The organism is Micromonospora sp. IBHARD004 (assembly GCF_052814115.1).
Map to the genome: position 1 here is coordinate 2281072 of NZ_CP199934.1, position 16773 is coordinate 2297844.

Sequence of the window (16773 nt, forward strand, 5' to 3'; positions counted from 1 at the left end):
GAACGATGAAAGCCAACTGCTGGATCGCGCCGAACAACGTGGCCGTCGAGGACGTCCCCGACCCGCAGATCCTCAACCCGCGGGACGCCATCGTGCGGATCACCTCGTCGGCGATCTGCGGATCCGACCTGCACCTGCTCCAGGGTTACATCCCGGCGATGAAGAAGGGCGACGTCCTCGGCCACGAGTTCATGGGCGAGATCGTCGAGCTTGGCCAGGGTTCGCGGGACGGGCTGAGCGTCGGCGACCGGGTCGTGGTGGGCTTCCCGATCGCCTGCGGCGACTGCACCTCCTGCCAGCGTGGTCTCTACTCGACCTGCGAGAACTCCAACCCCAACGCGGCGATCGCGGAGACGGCGATGGGCCACTCGCCGGCCGGCATCTTCGGCTACTCGCACCTGCTCGGCGGCTATGCCGGGGGACAGGCGCAGTACGTGCGGGTGCCCTTCGCCGACGTCGGCGCCCTGAAGATCGAGGACGATCTGCCGGACGAGAAGGTGCTGTTCCTGTCGGACGTGCTGCCGACCGGCTACATGGCCGCCGAGATGTGCGACATCACGCGCGGCGACATCATCGCCGTCTGGGGCGCCGGGTCGGTCGGGCAGTTCGCCGCCGCCAGCGCGTTCCTGCTCGGCGCCGAGCGGGTGATCGTCATCGACCGGTTCCCGTACCGGCTGCGGATGGCGCGGGAGAACACCGGCGCGGAGACCATCAACTACGAGGAGTCCGATGTCCTGGACGCGCTGCGCGAGATGACCGCCGGACGCGGACCGGACGCCTGCATCGACGCCGTCGGCATGGAGGGACACCACATCTCCGCGGCGCTGCACGCGTACGACAAGGCCAAGCAGGCGACGAAGGTGGAGACGGACCGGCCGCACGCGCTGCGGGAGGCGGTGCTGGCCTGCCGCAACGGCGGCACGATCTCGGCGGTTGGCGCGTACGGCGGCTTCATCGACAAGTTCCCGATGGGCTCGTTCATGAACCGGTCGCTGACCCTGCGGTCCGGGCAGGCCCACGTGCAGCGCTACATGCGGCCGCTGCTGGAACGGATCCGCAAGGGCGAGATCGACCCGAGCTTCATCATCACCCACACCATGCGGCTCGACGACACGCCGCACGGCTACGACATCTTCAAGAACAAGCAGGAGGAGTGCGTCAAGGTCGTGCTCAAGCCGTAGCGCGACCGGGAGGGACGGCGCTGACCGCCCACCGCGCCGCCCGGTCTGGTCCACCCGCGCCGCGACCGCACAATGACGGCATCGGTGTCGCGACCCCGGCGGCGCTCCGGCCGCGCGGGCTGAAACGTCGACTCTTCACGGAAGGGACGACGGCATGCACCCGATGCTCCGACGTCTGGACGACCTCGCCGCCCACCTCGCCACCCGGCCGGACGCCGTGGCCCTGCTCGGTCTCGGCTCCGCCGGCGCCGAGCACGACCGCCTCGACGCCCACTCCGATCTGGACTTCTTCGTCGTCGTCGCGGACGGCGCGGTGGCCCGCTACGTCGACTCGGTGGACTGGCTGGCGGCGCCCTGCCCGGTGGCGTACAGCTTCGCCAACGAGCGCAACGGCCGCAAGGCGCTCTACACCGACGGCATTTTCGTCGAGTACGCGGTCTTCACCGTCGACGAGCTGGCCGGGTTGCCGGTCGCCGGCGCGCGGGTGGTCTGGCAGCGGCCCGACGCGCCCGCCGGGCTGGCCGAGTGCGGGCCCCCGCCACGGCCGGCGACGCCGTACGACACGGTCGAGTTCCACCTGAACGAGGCGCTGACCAACCTCTACGTCGGCCTGCACCGCGAACTGCGCGGCGAACGGCTGACCGCGACGCGGTTCATCCAGTCGTACGCGGTGGACCGGGTGCTCGCCCTGCTGCGGCTCACCTCGCCCGGTGCGGCGCACCGGCGCGACCCGTTCGACCCGAGCCGGCGGGTGGAGCAGGCGTACCCGCCCGAGGTGCTGCCGCTGGCCGAGATGGTGCCCGGCTACCGGGCCAACCGGACGGCCGCCCGGGCCACGTTGGCCTGGCTGGAGGCCCGGTTCCCGGTGGACCCGGTGATCGGCGCCGCCGTCCGGGACCTGCTCATGGCCTAGCCGCATCGCCAGGGGCCGGGCGGCGGTCCCGATCAAGGGGACGTCCGCGGGCGGCTGGCCGCGGTGATGGGGCTGGGCTGGACGCTGGCCGTGACCGGACACCTGGCCGACACCCGCCGGCTGCGGGCCGAGGCGGTCACCACCGTCGAGCGGCTCGACGACCCGGCGCTGACCCGGCGCTGCTGGCCTTCGCGCCGCGGCGGAGACCGCTTACCGGGCCGCCGACGCCCGGCTCGCCGACAGCGGGATGCCGGGCCTGGCCCACGGACTGCTGCCCCTCGCCCTGCTCGGTCTCCGGCTGTCCATCGGGGAGGACGAGCCTCCCCTGCTCACCGCTGACGCGGACTGGGGGCCGTACGAGCCGTGGGTGCGCCCGCTGGTCCTGCTCGCCGCCGGCCGCCGCGCCGAGGCCGCCGAAGCGTGGCGGGCCCTGCCGGAGACGCCGCACGACCTGCTGCGCGAGGCGCGACTGTGCCTGGCCGCCCGCGCCGCGGTCGCCCTCGACGACCGCCCCGGATCGAGCGCCTCCACGCCGAACTGCTGCCCGCCGCCGGCGAGCTGGCCGGGGCGGGGAGCGGGGCGGTCACTCTCGGCCCGGTGGCCCGGTACCTCGGCGAGCTGGCCACGGCGCTCGGTCGCCACGACCAGGCGAAGGCCCATCAGCGGACGGCTCGGGGGTTGCGCGCGCCGGGGAACTGGTGACCTCCGCCCCGGACCCGCTGACAGAATTTTACCCTTGTCGGTTTCGTTCCGGTATCCACCGTCGGACCGATCCGTCGGTTCCGCCTCCGATGGCAGGATCGGCGCTCGTTGCCGACGGGAAGGAACACGACTTGTCAGAGACCGGGCAGAGGGAAGCGAACAAGCGGAGCACGGAGCACGCAACGGCGGAAGCGCCGGCACATCAGGGATCCTGGCTCATCCACCGGGGGCTGATTCCGGAATCGCGACCGCAGCGCGTACTCGCGCTGGCCACCTTCGTCAACATGGTCGGCAGCGGCGTGTTCATGGTGAGCGCCGCACTCTTCTTCACCCGTTCCGTCGGGCTCTCCGTGGCGCAGGTCGGGCTCGGCATGGGCATCGCCGCCGTGGTCGGACTCTTCGCGGGAGTACCGGTCGGGCACGTCGCCGACCGGCGCGGACCCCGCGAGGTCTACCTGCTGATGCTCGGCGTCCAGGGGATCGCCATGGCGGCGCTGGTGTTCGTCCACTCGTTCTGGCCACTGGTGGCGGTGCTCTGCGTGGGTGAGCTCGCCCGCGCGGCCGGCGCGGCGGCCCGTGGCCCGCTGGTCCGGGTCGTCGGCGGCCGGCAGCTCACCCGCTACCGGGCGTACCTGCGCTCGGTCGCCAACCTGGCCGGCAGCGCCGCCGCGGTCGCGGCCGGGTTCGCGCTCCAGCTGGACACCCGGTCGGCGTACCTGACCCTGGTGCTGGGCAACGCGGTCAGCTTCGTGGCCTGCGCCGCGATCGTCGCCGCGCTGCCGCCGCAACCACCGGTGCCGGCGCCCGCCGGGGGCGGCCGGTGGGCAGTGCTGAAGGACCGCGGATACGTCGCGGTCACCGCGCTCGACGGTGTCATGTCGGTCCACCACCAGGTGCTGCTCTTCGCGCTGCCCCTGTGGATCGTCGGGTACACCGACGCCCCCCGCTGGCTCATCGGCATGGCCGCGCTCGTCAACACCGCGCTGGTGGTGCTGCTCCAGGTGCGGGCGAGCCGAGGAGTCGACGACAGCACCTCGGCCGGTCGGGCGATCCGCCGCTCGGGCGTGGCGTTCCTCGTCGGCATGGCGGCGATGGCCGCCGCGGCCGGGCTGCCCGGGTGGCTCGCCACCGCCGTCATCGTCCTCGGCATCTGCGTCCACACCGTCGGGGAACTCTGGCACTCCGCCGGCTCGCTGGAACTGCGGTTCAGCCTCGCTCCCGCCCACGCCCAAGGGCAGTACTCGGGGCTCTTCGGGTTCGGCACCGGCCTGGCGAACGTGGCGGCGCCCTCGGTCCTGGCCCTGTGCTGCATCACCTGGGGCGTACCCGGGTGGCTGCTGCTGGGCGGCGTCTTCGTGGTGGTGGGCCTGGTCATGCCGGTTGTCGTCCGGTTCGCCGCGCGGATCGAGCCGCTCGCCGATGTGCCGGCCGCACCGACCGTTTCCGCGGCACCCCGCTAGGCCGCGGCACGCGGCGCCGGCACGTCGAGGGCCGCCGGGCGTCATGATGGAACGGTCCACGGCGGGAGGGTGTCGGGCATGACTCCGGAGCGCGCGTTCTGGCTGGACGAGCAGGTCGACCGCGAGCGGGGCGCGGGCGCGGTCGCTACGAGACCGAGGTGTCGGCGCGGCCCGACGAGTTCGCCGACACCTGGGGCGACATCGCCCCGGTCGGCTTCGCGGTGGCGGCGTGGCGGGTGGCCTCGGCGCCGGACGGTCCCGGCGACGAGTTCGCGCCGGCGGCGCGCCGGGCCGTCGCCGTGCTGACCCGTGAGCTGGACGCGCTGCTCGCCCCGCTGATCGGGCAGCTCGAGGCCGGGGTGCCGGCCGACTCCTGACCGGCGCCCCGCCCGCCGGCGGCTGCCCCGGGACCCACCCCCGTGCGGATCCCGGGCTCAGGCGGTGGCCGGGACCTCCGCGTCGGGCTGCTCGGCCGGCTCCTCGGCGGTCCGCCCGGCGGACGTCCCCTCGGGGGGCGTCCGCACGGCGAAGGCGTCGAAGGGCTCCCGCGGCGCGGGGACCCGCTCGACGAGGGCCGGCTGGACGGAGACCGGCTGGACGGGGGAGGCCTCGGCGGCCGCTCGGGCACCCACCTGCGGGTACTCGGCGGTCTCCCCGCCGCCCGCGGCGGCCGCCATCACCGCCGCGGCGGCCAGGTCGGCCACCCGCTTCGCCTCGCGCTGCACCCGGGCGCGTACCTCCTTGGCGTGCTGCTCGGCGAGGTCACCGGCCCGGCGGGCTTCCGCCAGCCGCTTCGTGTCGGCGGTCAGGTCGCGGCGGACCTCCACCAGGCGCTCCTCCAGCTCGGCGCCCTCCTGCTCGATGGTGGCGATCTCCTGCCGGGACCGGTCGAGCTGCTGGCCGGCGGTCTCCAGCTCGGCCTGGAGCTGGGCCAGCGCCTCCTGCCGCTGCTGGAGCTCCTGCTGCACGGTGGTGAGCTGCTCCTGGTGCGCGCTCGTCTGCTCGTCGGCGCGTTCCCGGACCTCGGTGGCGTACTGCTGGGCCTCGGCGACGAGCGCGGCGATGTCCCGCTCGGCCGCGGTGGCCCGGTCGGCCAGCTCCTGCTCGGCCGCGGCCCGCCGCTCCTCCAGCTCGCGGGCCATGTTGGCCTGCCACTGGGCCAGCTCCTGCTGGGCCTTGCTGCGGTTCGCCTGCACCTCCTGCTGGATCTGCGTCCGGGCCGCCTTCACCAGCGCCTCCGAGGCGGAGCGGGCCTGCTCGACCTGCTGGTTGCTCTGCTCGGCGATCCGCTTCGCCTCCTGCTGGGCGCGCTCGTGGGCGGCCTGACCCTCGGTCCGCAGCTTCTCCGCCAGCTCGCGGGTGGCGGTCAGTTCGGCCTGGGCGGCGGCCCGCCGCTCCTCGTGCGCCTGCTCCTGCTCGGCGCGCCGGGCGTCCAGCTCCTCGTCCAGCTCCCGCAGCTCCCGGGCGGCCTGCTCCCGCGCCGCGGTGAGGGCCTTCTCCGCTTGGACATGGAGCTCGGTGGCGCGCTTCGCGGCGGTCTCGCTGATCACCCCGGCCTGCTTCTCGGCCAGGTCGAGGATCTGCTCGACCATCGGGCCCAGGTCGCGGAAGGAGGCCCGGTCCACCTGCGCCGGGCGCTGCCGCAGCTCCGCCACCTCGGTCTCCGCCCGCTGCAACTGCACGGTCAGCTCCTGGACCTGGCGGTACGCCCGGTCCCGGTCGGCGGTCAGCGTGGACACCTCGCCGTCCAGCCGCTTGACGTACCGGTCCACCTGCCGCTTGTCGTAGCCGCGCAGCGCGAGCTCGAAGCTCGGCCGGGCCGACACGTCGTCGTGTGGTGCGAACGCGTCCTCGCCGTTGGACATGCGCCATCCTCCGTCGGTTCGCCAGCGCCAGGCCGGCGGATGACCGCCCCGCAGGGCATGATGAGGCGCAACGGTACCGCCACCGCATAACGGCCCGGCGGCGTGCCCCACCACCGTCCCGGTGGGATGCCGTGACCGTTCGGTCGGGTCGCGCTGAGCCCGGCACCGGTCGGGTCCCGCTCAGCCCGGCACCGGCCGCAGGTCCCGCGCGCCGGCCATCGGCGTCGATCCCGCCCGGCGGACCGGGCCGCAGCACCCGCCGACGGCCACCAGCAGGCAGCCCGCTCCCGCCACCAGGCAGACCCCGGCGGCGCCGTACCGGCCGGCCGCCCAGGTCAGCAGGGCGGCGCCGGCCGGCCCGAGCGAGAAGTGCGTGCTCCAGAAGGCGGAGGTCACCCGGCCCAGCAGGTGGTCGGGCGTGATCTCCTGGCGCAGCGACATCGAGCAGATGCCACCCACGCTGACGCAGCAGAGGTGGACCGCGGCCACCACGGTGAGCGCCGGGACGGTGCCGGCCAACCCGATTCCGGCGACGGCGACGCCACTGAGGCCGGTCGCGCCGATCCAGGTGGCCCCGAAGCCGAGCCGGCGGCGCAGCGGGGCCACCAGCAGCGCCCCCGCGACCGTGCCCAGGGTGGCCAGACCGAGCACCGTGCCGACGGTGCGGTCCGAGCCGCCCAGGTCGTGCTTGACGTGGTAGATCAGCACGTCGGTCAGGCCGAACGTCAGGAAGACGAAGACCGACAGCAGTACGGTCAGCGACCGCAGCACCGGCTGTCGCCAGAGGAACCGCGCCCCGGCCAGGAACTCGGCCAGCGGCCGCTCCCGCGCCGGGGTGGCCACGTCCGGGTCGGACGGCCGGAGCCGGACGAACCGGAGGCCGACGGCGGAGAGCGCGAAGCTGGCCGCGTTGACGCCGACCGCGGCGGCGGGACCGAACCGGGCCGACACCAGGCCGGCCAGCAGCGGCCCGACCACGGCGGCCGCCGCGTACGTCGCGTGCAGCCGCCCGTTGGCCTCCGTGATGCGCTCCCGGTCGACCAGGTTGCGCACCGCGGTCACCGAGGCGACCTGGCAGACCATGCCGACCGCCTCGCAGACCGGCAGCACCACGAAGAGCAGCCACACCTGCGGTCCGGCGAGCCAGACCAGCGGGATCAGCCCGTACAGCACCAGCCGGACCAGGTCGGCGACGATCATCAGGGTCCGCCGGTCGAACCGGTCGACGAGCACCCCGCCGAAGACGCCCGCGCCGACCGACGCCACCCCGGCCACCGCGGTGAGCAGGCCCATCCGGGCCACCGAGCCGGTCGCGTGCAGCACCAGCAGCGGCACCGCCAGGTAGGCGAAGGAGTCCCCGGCCGCGGAGACCGCCTGCGCGATCCAGTACGTGACGAAGGAGCGGTCCCGCCCCAGGGAGGGCCGGGCCGGGCCGGGACCACGGCGCGGGCTCACCACCCGAGGCTAATCGCCGGGCCGCAACCGGTGGCGCCCGCCGGGTCCCTGGGGGACACTCGACGGGTCGCGTGGACCGCCGCGCGCCGGGCCACCGGGACGCGACCTGGGAGGGCTGGACATGCGGATCGCCCTGTTCGTCACCTGCCTGGCCGACACCCTCTTCCCGGAGGCGGCCAAGGCCACGGTACGGCTGCTGGAACGCCTCGGTCACCAGGTCGTCTTTCCCGAGGAGCAGACCTGCTGCGGGCAGATGCACGTCAACACCGGCTACCCGGACGACGCGCTGCGGCTGGTGCGCCGGCACGTGCGGACCTTCGCCCCGTACGACGTGGTGGTGGCCCCGTCCGGCTCGTGCGTCGGCTCGGTGCGGCACCAGCACGCCATGGTGGCCCGCCGGGCCGGCGACGAGCGGCTGGCCTGCCGGGCCGAGGAGGTCGCCCGGCACACCTACGAGCTGTCGGAACTGCTCGTCGACGTGCTCGGGGTGACCGACGTGGGCGCGTACTACCCGCACCGGGTCACCTACCACCCGACCTGCCACTCGCTGCGGATGATCCGGGTGGGGGACCGGCCGCTGCGGCTGCTGCGCGAGGTCCGCGGCCTCGACCTGGTGGAGCTGCCGCAGGCCGAGCAGTGCTGCGGCTTCGGCGGCACCTTCGCCGTGAAGAACGCGGACACCTCCACGGCGATGCTCGCCGACAAGATGCGCCACGTGCTGGCCACCCGGGCCGACGTCTGCACCGCCGGGGACGCCTCCTGCCTGATGCACATCGGCGGCGGGCTGTCCCGGCTCCGGGCGGGGGTACGCACCGTGCACCTGGCCGAGATCCTGGCCAGCACCGAGGCGGGGCGGGCCGGCGACCGGACCGGCCGGACCGAGGGGGTGGCCCGGTGAGGGCGACGGACCGGGAGGCGCGGCGATGACGGAGACGTTCCTCGGCATGCCGGCGACCGCCCCGGCCGGGGTCGGCAACCTGCGCGGCGACGAGCCGTTTCCCGTCGCCGCCCGCCGCGCCCTGGCCGACGCCCAGCTCCGCCGCAACCTGCGGCACGCCACCGGCACCATCCGGGCCAAGTCGGCGGCGGTGATCGGCGAGGTGCCCGACTGGCCGGAGCTGCGGGCCGCCGGGCGGGCGATCAAGAGCGACACCATGGCCCGCCTGCCCGAGCTGCTCGAACAGCTGGAGGCGGCGGTCACCGCGGCCGGCGGCACCGTGCACTGGGCGACCGACGCGGTCGAGGCGAACCGGATCGTCACCGACCTGGTCCGGGTCACCGGCGCCGACCGGGTGATGAAGGTCAAGTCGATGGCCACCCAGGAGATCGGCCTCAACGAGGCCCTGGAGGCGGCCGGGATCGAACCGGTCGAGACCGACCTCGCGGAGCTGATCGTCCAGCTCGGACGGGACCGGCCCAGCCACATCCTGGTCCCGGCGATCCACCGCAACCGGGCCGAGATCCGCGAGGTCTTCCTGCGCGAGATGCCCGGCGTGGACCCGGCGCTGACCGACGAGCCGGCCGCGCTCGCCGCCGCGGCCCGCCGGCACCTGCGCGCGACCTTCCTCAGCACGAAGGTGGCCGTCTCCGGGGCGAACTTCGCGGTCGCCGAGACCGGCACCCTCGCGGTCGTCGAGTCCGAGGGCAACGGGCGGATGTGCCTCACCCTGCCGGAGACCCTGATCACCGTGATGGGCATCGAGAAGGTCATCCCCACCTGGGACGACCTCGGGGTCTTCCTGCAACTGCTGCCCCGGGCGTCGACCGGGGAGCGGATGAACCCGTACACCTCGATGTGGACCGGGGTCACCCCGGGCGACGGTCCGCAGCAGGTGCACCTGGTGCTGCTGGACAACGGCCGCAGCGCGGTGCTCGCCGACGAGGTGGGCCGCCAGGCGCTGCACTGCATCCGCTGCTCCGCCTGCCTCAACGTCTGCCCGGTGTACGAGCGCACCGGCGGGCACGCCTACGGGTCGGTCTATCCGGGGCCGATCGGGGCGGTGCTCTCCCCGCAGCTCACCGGGGTCGAGGAGAACGCCTCCCTGCCGTACGCGTCGTCGCTCTGCGGGGCCTGCTTCGACGCCTGCCCGGTGATGATCGACATCCCGTCCGTCCTGGTCCACCTGCGCGCCCGGCACGTGGCCGAGCAGCGGGCGGCGCACCGGACGCCGAGCGCCGAGGCGGTCGCGATGGCCGCGGCGGCGTACACGATGGACCATCCCCGGCTGTACGCGGCCGCGCAGCGCGCCGCGGGGCTGGGCCGGGTCGCCGGGCGCGCCCTGCCGCCGCCGCTGAACGGCTGGACCGCGAGCCGGGACGTGCCGGCCGCGCCGCCGCAGACCTTCCGCCAGTGGTGGTCGGAGCGGAGCCGGTCATGACCGCCCGCGACGTCGTGCTGGCCCGGCTGCGGGCCGCCCTGGCCGGCGCGCCGCCCGCGCCGGTACGCCACCGGCCGGGCCACCGCCGGCAGGGGGAGCTGCCGCCCGGCCACCCGGAGCTGGTGGACCTGCTCGCCGAGCGGCTGACCGACTACCGGGCCCAGGTGCACCGGGCCACCGAGGCCGCCGTCGCCGACACGGTCGCCGGCATTCTCGCCGCCGAGGGCGCCGCCGCGGTCGTGGTGCCGCCCGGGCTGCCCGTCGGCTGGCGGCCCGGCGGCGTCGAGCTGGTGGTCGACGACGACCTGCCCGCCGACCGGCTGGCTGACCTGGACGCCGTGGTCACCGCGGCGGCGGTCGCCGTCGCCGAGACCGGCACGATCGTCCTCGACGCCGCCGCCGACCAGGGCCGGCGGCTCATCAGCCTCCTGCCCGACCGGCACGTCTGCGTGGTCCGCCCCGAGCAGGTGGTGGCCACCGTGCCGGAGGCCCTCGCCCGGCTCACCCCGGGCCGCCCGCTGACCTGGATCAGCGGCCCCTCGGCCACCAGCGACATCGAACTGAACCGGGTGGAGGGCGTGCACGGCCCGCGCCGCCTGCACGTCGTGGTCACCGACGGCTGATCGGTCGCCGCCGGATGAGCGGCTGCCGCCGGACGGCCCGGATCAGACCGGGAAGTGCGGGTTGCCCGCCGTCAGCCGGACCGTGAAGCCGTCCGGTCCGCGGTGCAGCACCACGTGGTTGCAGGTCTGGTGGGAGATCCACAGGCCCAGCCCACCGGCCGAGCCGGTGGTTGCCGGAAGGAGGCCGGCGAACGGGTCCTTCGGCCCGTCGCCGCCGTCGCTCACCGTGGCCACGATGCGGTCGGCGCCGCTCCACAGCCGCAGCCGGGCCGGCGGGAGACCGTGCCGCAGCGCGTTGGTCACCATCTCGCTGACCGCCACCACCAGGTCCTCGACGTCGTCGGCGGGGAGCTGCCCCCGGTCGGCGGCGTAGACGGCGGCGCGGGCCTCCGCGGGCGTCGGGTCGGTCAGCTCGACCACCGGCGCCGTCCGCTGCACCGGGTCGAGCAGCATCGGCCGCGACTCGGTCAGGTAGCTGGTCGGCTGGGTGTAGACGCCGGTCGGGACGTGACTGCCGTCCGGCCGGGCGACCCGGGGGTGGGTACGCTCCACGTCCGCCAGCACCCGGGCCGGGGCGATCCGGGTGTCGTACGCGCACATGCTCCAGAGCGGGAAGTCGTCGTAGGCGTGGTTGATGGCGGACTCGTACCGGGCCCACCAGTCCCACGTCGAGCCGAGCGCGCTGGGGGGCAGCTCACCGACGATGCGGATCTGCTGGGCGCCGTCGGCCACGTACGAGGCGAGCAGGTTGCGGTAGGAGCGGATCGCGGCGGTCGGCCGGGCGTAGACGTCGCCGCCGGGCAGGAACGTCACGCCCGAGCCGGCGGGCAGGGCCCGCCGGACCAGCTCGGCGTGGCGCCCGCCGAAGCCCACCACGGTCGGCTCGCCGGCCTCGACGCCGCCGAGCAGAAAGGGCAGCACCACGGCGAGCAGGTGCTCGTCGGAGTCGAAGAGGACGGCCTCGTGGTAGTAGCCGACGTGGCCGGCGGCGGCACCCGTCCTCATCGCGTGACCTCGACCCGGACGTCGGGGAGCTCCAGCAGCTCGGCCAGCCGGGCCGCGGCCGACCGGGTGGTGCGCAGCACGGCGATGGCGCCGCGCCGCCGGGCGTGCTCGCCCAGGTGGATCAGGCTGCGGTGGTCGATGAACCGGAGGCCGGCCCCGTCGACCACCAGCCGGCCGTCGACCGGGTGCGGGTCGACGCGGTCCAGCGCAGTGGCGAAGAGCCGATGGATGGACGGGTCCAGCTCGCCGGCGAGGGCGACCATGCCCTCGTCCGGGTCGGCGGCGTGCAGGCGGAACAGCACGTCGGCGTTGGTCTCGGGGTGCAGGCAGGCCAGCTCGGCGATGGCCGGGTCGCCCAGCTCGCGCCGGTCGTAGGCGCAGACGGCCGACATCGGATGAACCCGCATGTAGCGGTCGATGAGGTGCTCGTACCGGGCGAACGCGTCCCGCTGGGCGGGCGTGCGGACCAGTGGGGTCGCCTCGGCCAACACCCGAAACCCGGTGTAGCCGGCGGCGAGCGCCTCCGTCGTGGCGGCCGCGTAGTGCCGCACCTGGGCCTCCGGGTCGACGACGGCGTCGGTCCGGTAGGCGTCGTCCACGGTGACAATCCGGGCGGCCCCGCTGCGCAGCGCGTCGCCGAGGCCGGGGAGGCCGTCCAGGCGGCAGGTCAGCGAGCCGGGCGCGCCGGACGCGGCCAGCCAGACCCGCTCGCCGACCGCGAGGCCGGCGGCCAGGAAGGCCGCCGCCCGGGCGTCGAGGATCGTCGGGTCGTCGTAGGCCCAGCAGACGTGACCGTACGCCGGGGGCGCGGCGTCGCTGGTCAAGCGGGGGTCCTCATGGCGCCAGTCTAGGCGGCTCCGCCGGAACGACCATTGGCGCGGTCGGCCGTGATCCGAGCCCGCCAGGGTCAGACCGTCGCGGCGTACTGCTACTCGGGGACGAGCAGCCGTGATGCGCTGCGACGGGCCGCCGCAGCGACCGTGACGGGGTGGCCGGGGCGGCCGCCGTACGCGATCATCGCCGGGTGACCACCATCGTACGGGAGCTGACCGCCGACGACTGGCCGCAGCTGTGGCCGATGCTGCGCGACATGGGCGTCGGCGACGACCCGCCGGCGGCCCAGCGGGCCCGCTTCCTGCGCCTGCTCGCCGATCCGCGCTGGGCGCTGCTGGCGGCGGTCGGCGACGACGGGCTGACCGGGTACGCCGCCGCCCAGGACCACGGCCCGCACCTGCGTTCCGGCGACGCGCACCGGGTGGCCCGGCTGCACGACCTCTACGTCCGTCCGGACCGGCGTCGGCACGGCGTCGGTCGGGCGCTGCTCGACGCCGTGTCGGACTGGGCGGCCGGGCGGGTCCGCTATCTGGAGTGGCAGGCCCACCGGGAGCGGGCCGCACCCTTCTACGAGCGGCTCGGCCACCGGGGGGAGCCCTGCCCCCAGCCGGAGTACCCGACCTTCATCCTCGACTTCGGGGCGCGGTGACGCGCGCGACGGGGGCGGCCGACGCTCAGGGCAGCGGGTGGGAGATGCCCCGGGCGTGGTCGGTGATCGCCGCGCCGACCACCGTGGCGGTCAGCGGCAGCACCTCCAGGCAGCGGCGCACCGCCGCGGCCAGCAGCGTGTTCGGCACCCGCATGGAGAGCGTGCAGTGCGGCACCCAGCGGCCCGGCTGGTAGTGGTCGACCAGCGTGATGCCGGCGCGGGCCAGCCGGTGGTGCACCTGGGCGTGGTGGGCGAGCAGCTCGGCGGTGGGCGTCGGCCCGAGCCAGAGCACCCGGCCGACGAACTGGCCGGCGTGCTGGAACTCCAGCCGCAGCGGCGCGGCCACCACCATCCCGGCGAGGGCGTCGGCGACCTGGTCGGGGTCGAAGCGGGCGGCGACGGCGAGCGAGACGTGCGGGCGGTGCCGCTGCTCCAGCAGCGACCGCATGCTCTGCACGCCCTCGGACTCCAACGCGTCCCAGAGCACCCGGATCCGCCGGGTGGCGTCGGTGTCGAGATACAGCTCCAGCGCCGCGACCACGTCGCTCACCCTAGAGGTGAGGTTTGTCCGGCCCCGTGGGCGGTACTGCCCAGGTGGCACCGACGTGGAGGAGCGTGGACCGTGGACGTGAACGACCTGCTGGCCGAGGCGTACGGCCGGCTGCCCGACCTGGTCGACTCGGCGGTCGAGGGGCTCCGCCCCGAACAGCTGCGGCAGCCTCCCGCGCCGGGGGCCAACACGGTGGGCTGGCTGGTCTGGCACCTGACCCGGATCCAGGACAGCGGCGTCGCCGACCTGCTCGGCGCGGAGCAGGTCTGGGTCTCCGGGGACTGGGCGGGCCGGTGCGGGTTGACCGCCGACCCGAACGACACCGGCTTCGGGTACACCGCGGAGCAGGTCCTCGCCGTCCGCCCCGAGAGCGGGCGGGCGCTCGTCGACTACCACCGGGCGGTGGCCGAGCGGACCGGGGCGTACCTGCGCGGGCTGCGGCCGGCGGACCTGGACCGGGTGGTGGACGAGAACTGGGACCCGCCGGTGACCGTCGGCGTCCGGCTGGTCAGCCTGCTGGAGGACGACCTTCAGCACGCCGGCCAGGCCGCCTACGCGCGGGGGCTCATCGAGCGGGGTTGACCGCCGCCCGGGCGCGGTCCGGCGCGGCGTGGGCGAGCAGGTGGAACGGCCCGGCTCACCCGGATCGGGTGAGTTGGACTCACCCCACCGCCGGGGACCCTGCGGGGACGACGGGGGACGGGAGGGGGACCGGATGGGCGTCTCGGCGGTTGAGTACCTGGAACGGCGGGTCGCTGGCCGGCATCCCGAGCTGCCGGAGAACACCGCCGGCACGCTCCGCCTCGACCTGTACGACGGCGGGCACACCGAGCACTGGTACCTGACCATCGACCACCAGAACGTCGAGGTGGCCCGTTCCCCCGACGAGGCCGAGCTGATCGTCCGCGCCGACCGCGAGGTCTTCGACCGGCTGGCGGCCGGCCAGCTCCACGTGGTGGCGGGGCTGCTGCGCAACGACCTCACCGCGCGGGGAAACCTCCGGTTGCTGTTGACGCTGCGCCGGCTCTTCCCGGGCCCGCCGGGCGCCCGGCACCCGCGCGACGCGGCCTGCGGGCGGGGTGGCACGGCATGAAACAGGAGTTGGTGCACGTCATCGCCGGCAACTCGTTTGCGCTGAGCGACGCGCAGGGCGACATGGAGGTGGACCCGCACGCCCCGATCGGGCTCTTCTCATTCGACACCCGGTTCCTGTCCCGCTGGGTGCTCACCCTCGACGGACAGCGGCTGCACGCCCTCTCCCGCGACGACATGGCCTACTTCGAGACCCGGTTCGTGCTGGTGCCCGGCGCCGCCAGCCACTACGTCGACGCCGACGTGTCGGTGATCCGGCACCGGTCCATCAACGACGGCTTCAACGAGCGGATCACCGTGCTCAACCACGCCACCGAGCCCGCCGAGTTCGTCCTGCGGATGGAGGTCGCCAGCGACTTCGCCGACACCGCCGAGATCCGCAACCCGGCGCCCCGCCGGGTCATGACCACGGTCGACTCCGACCGGGGCGAGCTACGGCTGTGCTACCGACGGGAGCGGTTCACCCGGGAGACCGTCGTCTCCAGCAGCACGTCCGGAAGCGTCGACCAGGGCGGGATGACGTTCCGGATCCGGGTCGCGGCCGACGGCGAGTGGAGCACCGACCTGCACGTCGGCACGGTGATCCACGGCGCCGGCGGGCGGGACCTGCGGGCCAGCCTGCAGTCCCACCAGCGCGTCGTGCGTCCGGACATGCGGGAGGACCTGACGCACTGGCTCGACCGGGCGCCGCAGCTCGTCGCCGAACGCGACTCGGTGGCGTCGGCGTACGAGTGCGCGCTGGGCGACCTGGCCGTGCTGCGCTACACGCCGCTGGCGTACGCCGAGCGGGTGCCGGTGGGCGGACTGCCCTGGGCGATGGCGCTGTACGGCCGCGATGCCATGATCACCTGTCTGGAGACGCTGCCCTTCACCCCGGAGCTGACCCCGGCCACGCTCCGGCTGCTCGCCCTGCTCCAAGGCGGCCAGCTCGACGACCAGCACGACGAGGAGCCGGGCAAGATCCTGGTCGAGCTGCGCTACGGGGAGGCGGCCGCCTTCGGCGACCAGCCCACCGGGCCCTACTACGGCGCCGCGGACACCACCCCCCTCTTCGTCATCCTGCTCGACGAGTACGAGCGGTGGACCGGGGATGCCGCGCTGGTCCGGCAACTGCGCCACCCGGCCCGGATGGCGTTGGACTGGATCGACGACTACGGCGACGCGTGCGGCGACGGCTACCTGCGCTACCAGCGCCGCAACACCCGCAACGGGCTGGTCAACCAGAGCTGGCGGAACTCGCCCGACGCGATCGTGGACCGGCACGGGCGGCAGCCCGCCTTCCCCCGGGCCACCTGCGAACTCCAGGGGTACGCGTACGACGCGAAGATCCGGGGAGCCCGGCTCGCCCGGGAGTTCTGGGACGACCCCGCGTACGCCGACCGGCTGGAGGCCGACGCCGCGCGGCTGCGGCAGCGGTTCAACCGGGACTTCTGGCTGCCGGATCGGGAGTACTACGCGCTGGCGCTGGAGCCGGACGGCAGCCCGGTCGACGCGCTCACCTCGAACCTCGGCCACCTGCTCTGGAGCGGGATCGTGGAGCCGGAACGCGCCGGCGCGCTCGCCGCCCACCTGTCCGGCCCGGAACTCTTCACCGGCTGGGGCGTGCGGACGTACGCCGACGGGCAGCGCCCGTACAACCCGGTCGGCGCGCACCTCGGCGCGGTGTGGCCGTCGGACAACGCGCTGATCGCGACGGGCCTGCGCCGCTACGGGCACGATGCCGAGGCGGCCCGGATCGCGGCCGGCATCTTCGCGGTGGTGGAGACGCTCGGCGGTTCGCTGCCCGAGGTGGTCGCCGGGTATCCCCGCCAGGTCACGAAGTACCCGGTCCAGCTCCCGACCGCCGGTCGGCCGCAGTCGTGGTCGTCGGGGGCGCTGCTGATGCTGCTGGGCACCATCCTCGGGCTGCGTCCGTGCGGGGACAACCTGCTGGTCAACCCGGCGATGCCGGCAGGGTTCGGCCAGCTCGAGCTGCTCGACGTGCCGGGCCGCTGGGGGCGCGCCGACGCCTACGGGCGGGACCGGCCCCCCGGCCGCCGACCCCGGCTGCGCTGAGGCGTCGGTCA

At 74.7% G+C, this 16773-nt stretch carries 17 protein-coding genes; 12 read left to right on the forward strand and 5 right to left on the reverse strand.

Going from position 1 to position 16773, the window contains the following annotated elements; all coding sequences use genetic code 11:
* Nucleotides 1-5 precede the first annotated feature (5 nt).
* The 5 genes from ACTWO6_RS11115 to ACTWO6_RS11135 all read left to right on the forward strand — a co-directional run bounded on the left by ACTWO6_RS11115 (nt 6) and on the right by ACTWO6_RS11135 (nt 4633).
* Nucleotides 6-1181: a zinc-dependent alcohol dehydrogenase gene (locus tag ACTWO6_RS11115; RefSeq protein WP_446219544.1), complete on the forward strand. Its 1176-nt coding sequence runs from the start codon at nt 6-8 to the stop codon at nt 1179-1181.
* A gap of 163 nt (nt 1182-1344) precedes the next feature.
* Entirely contained in the window at nt 1345-2094 is a 750-nt protein-coding gene (locus ACTWO6_RS11120) for a hypothetical protein (protein WP_446219545.1), read from the forward strand.
* Between the two features lie 471 nt (nt 2095-2565).
* Nucleotides 2566-2796, forward strand: coding sequence for a hypothetical protein (locus tag ACTWO6_RS11125; RefSeq protein WP_446219546.1), 231 nt, complete (start codon nt 2566-2568; stop codon nt 2794-2796).
* 284 nt (nt 2797-3080) lie between these two features.
* Nucleotides 3081-4256 (forward strand): MFS transporter, encoded by a 1176-nt coding sequence (locus tag ACTWO6_RS11130; protein WP_446219547.1) that lies wholly within the window; start codon nt 3081-3083, stop codon nt 4254-4256.
* A gap of 158 nt (nt 4257-4414) precedes the next feature.
* On the forward strand, nt 4415-4633 hold the full coding sequence (locus tag ACTWO6_RS11135) for a hypothetical protein (protein WP_446219548.1): 219 nt from the start codon (nt 4415-4417) through the stop codon (nt 4631-4633).
* A 57-nt stretch (nt 4634-4690) separates the two neighbouring features.
* On the opposite strand, the gene ACTWO6_RS11140 is transcribed toward ACTWO6_RS11135, so the two are convergent.
* Together ACTWO6_RS11140 and ACTWO6_RS11145 are read right to left on the reverse strand one after the other, a co-directional pair.
* Nucleotides 4691-6121 carry a hypothetical protein gene (locus ACTWO6_RS11140; RefSeq protein ID WP_446219549.1) on the reverse strand — a complete coding sequence of 477 codons (1431 nt, stop codon included), beginning with the start codon at nt 6119-6121 and terminating at the stop codon, nt 4691-4693.
* Nucleotides 6122-6301: 180 nt separating this feature from the next.
* Nucleotides 6302-7576 (reverse strand): MFS transporter, encoded by a 1275-nt coding sequence (locus tag ACTWO6_RS11145; protein WP_446219550.1) that lies wholly within the window; start codon nt 7574-7576, stop codon nt 6302-6304.
* 121 nt (nt 7577-7697) lie between these two features.
* Between ACTWO6_RS11145 and ACTWO6_RS11150 the strand changes: the two genes are divergently transcribed.
* Genes ACTWO6_RS11150 through ACTWO6_RS11160 form a run of 3 tightly spaced genes read left to right on the forward strand, consistent with a single transcriptional unit; the run spans nt 7698 to nt 10577 of the window.
* Nucleotides 7698-8474, forward strand: a complete 777-nt coding sequence (locus ACTWO6_RS11150; protein ID WP_446219551.1) for a (Fe-S)-binding protein — start codon at nt 7698-7700, stop codon at nt 8472-8474.
* Nucleotides 8475-8499: 25 nt separating this feature from the next.
* Nucleotides 8500-9954: a lactate utilization protein B gene (locus ACTWO6_RS11155; protein WP_446219552.1), complete on the forward strand. Its 1455-nt coding sequence runs from the start codon at nt 8500-8502 to the stop codon at nt 9952-9954.
* Entirely contained in the window at nt 9951-10577 is a 627-nt protein-coding gene (locus ACTWO6_RS11160; protein ID WP_446219553.1) for a LutC/YkgG family protein, read from the forward strand. Before ACTWO6_RS11155 ends, ACTWO6_RS11160 begins: the two co-directional genes overlap by 4 nt.
* A gap of 42 nt (nt 10578-10619) precedes the next feature.
* Here ACTWO6_RS11160 and ACTWO6_RS11165 read toward each other — a convergent pair whose 3' ends face one another.
* Nucleotides 10620-11582, reverse strand: a complete 963-nt coding sequence (locus ACTWO6_RS11165; protein WP_446219554.1) for an anti-sigma factor RsbA family regulatory protein — start codon at nt 11580-11582, stop codon at nt 10620-10622.
* Complete coding sequence (locus ACTWO6_RS11170; protein ID WP_446219555.1) at nt 11579-12406, reverse strand: MEDS domain-containing protein; 828 nt, start codon at nt 12404-12406, stop codon at nt 11579-11581. Before ACTWO6_RS11170 ends, ACTWO6_RS11165 begins: the two co-directional genes overlap by 4 nt.
* A gap of 200 nt (nt 12407-12606) precedes the next feature.
* Here ACTWO6_RS11170 and ACTWO6_RS11175 point away from each other — a divergent pair, with 200 nt between their 5' ends.
* The gene (locus ACTWO6_RS11175; RefSeq protein WP_446219556.1) at nt 12607-13065 is read left to right on the forward strand and encodes an N-acetyltransferase family protein; all 459 of its coding nucleotides are present in this window, start codon (nt 12607-12609) and stop codon (nt 13063-13065) included.
* A gap of 25 nt (nt 13066-13090) precedes the next feature.
* Here ACTWO6_RS11175 and ACTWO6_RS11180 read toward each other — a convergent pair whose 3' ends face one another.
* Complete coding sequence (locus ACTWO6_RS11180; protein ID WP_446220626.1) at nt 13091-13606, reverse strand: 2'-5' RNA ligase family protein; 516 nt, start codon at nt 13604-13606, stop codon at nt 13091-13093.
* A gap of 81 nt (nt 13607-13687) precedes the next feature.
* Here ACTWO6_RS11180 and ACTWO6_RS11185 point away from each other — a divergent pair, with 81 nt between their 5' ends.
* From ACTWO6_RS11185 to ACTWO6_RS11195, 3 genes are all read left to right on the forward strand, one after another.
* Nucleotides 13688-14197, forward strand: coding sequence for a mycothiol transferase (locus ACTWO6_RS11185; protein WP_446219557.1), 510 nt, complete (start codon nt 13688-13690; stop codon nt 14195-14197).
* Nucleotides 14198-14330: 133 nt separating this feature from the next.
* A complete protein-coding gene (locus ACTWO6_RS11190) occupies nt 14331-14708 on the forward strand; it encodes an SCP2 sterol-binding domain-containing protein (RefSeq protein WP_446219558.1) in 378 nt (125 codons plus the stop codon).
* The gene (locus tag ACTWO6_RS11195) at nt 14705-16762 is read left to right on the forward strand and encodes an amylo-alpha-1,6-glucosidase (RefSeq protein ID WP_446219559.1); all 2058 of its coding nucleotides are present in this window, start codon (nt 14705-14707) and stop codon (nt 16760-16762) included. Before ACTWO6_RS11190 ends, ACTWO6_RS11195 begins: the two co-directional genes overlap by 4 nt.
* Nucleotides 16763-16773 lie beyond the last annotated feature (11 nt).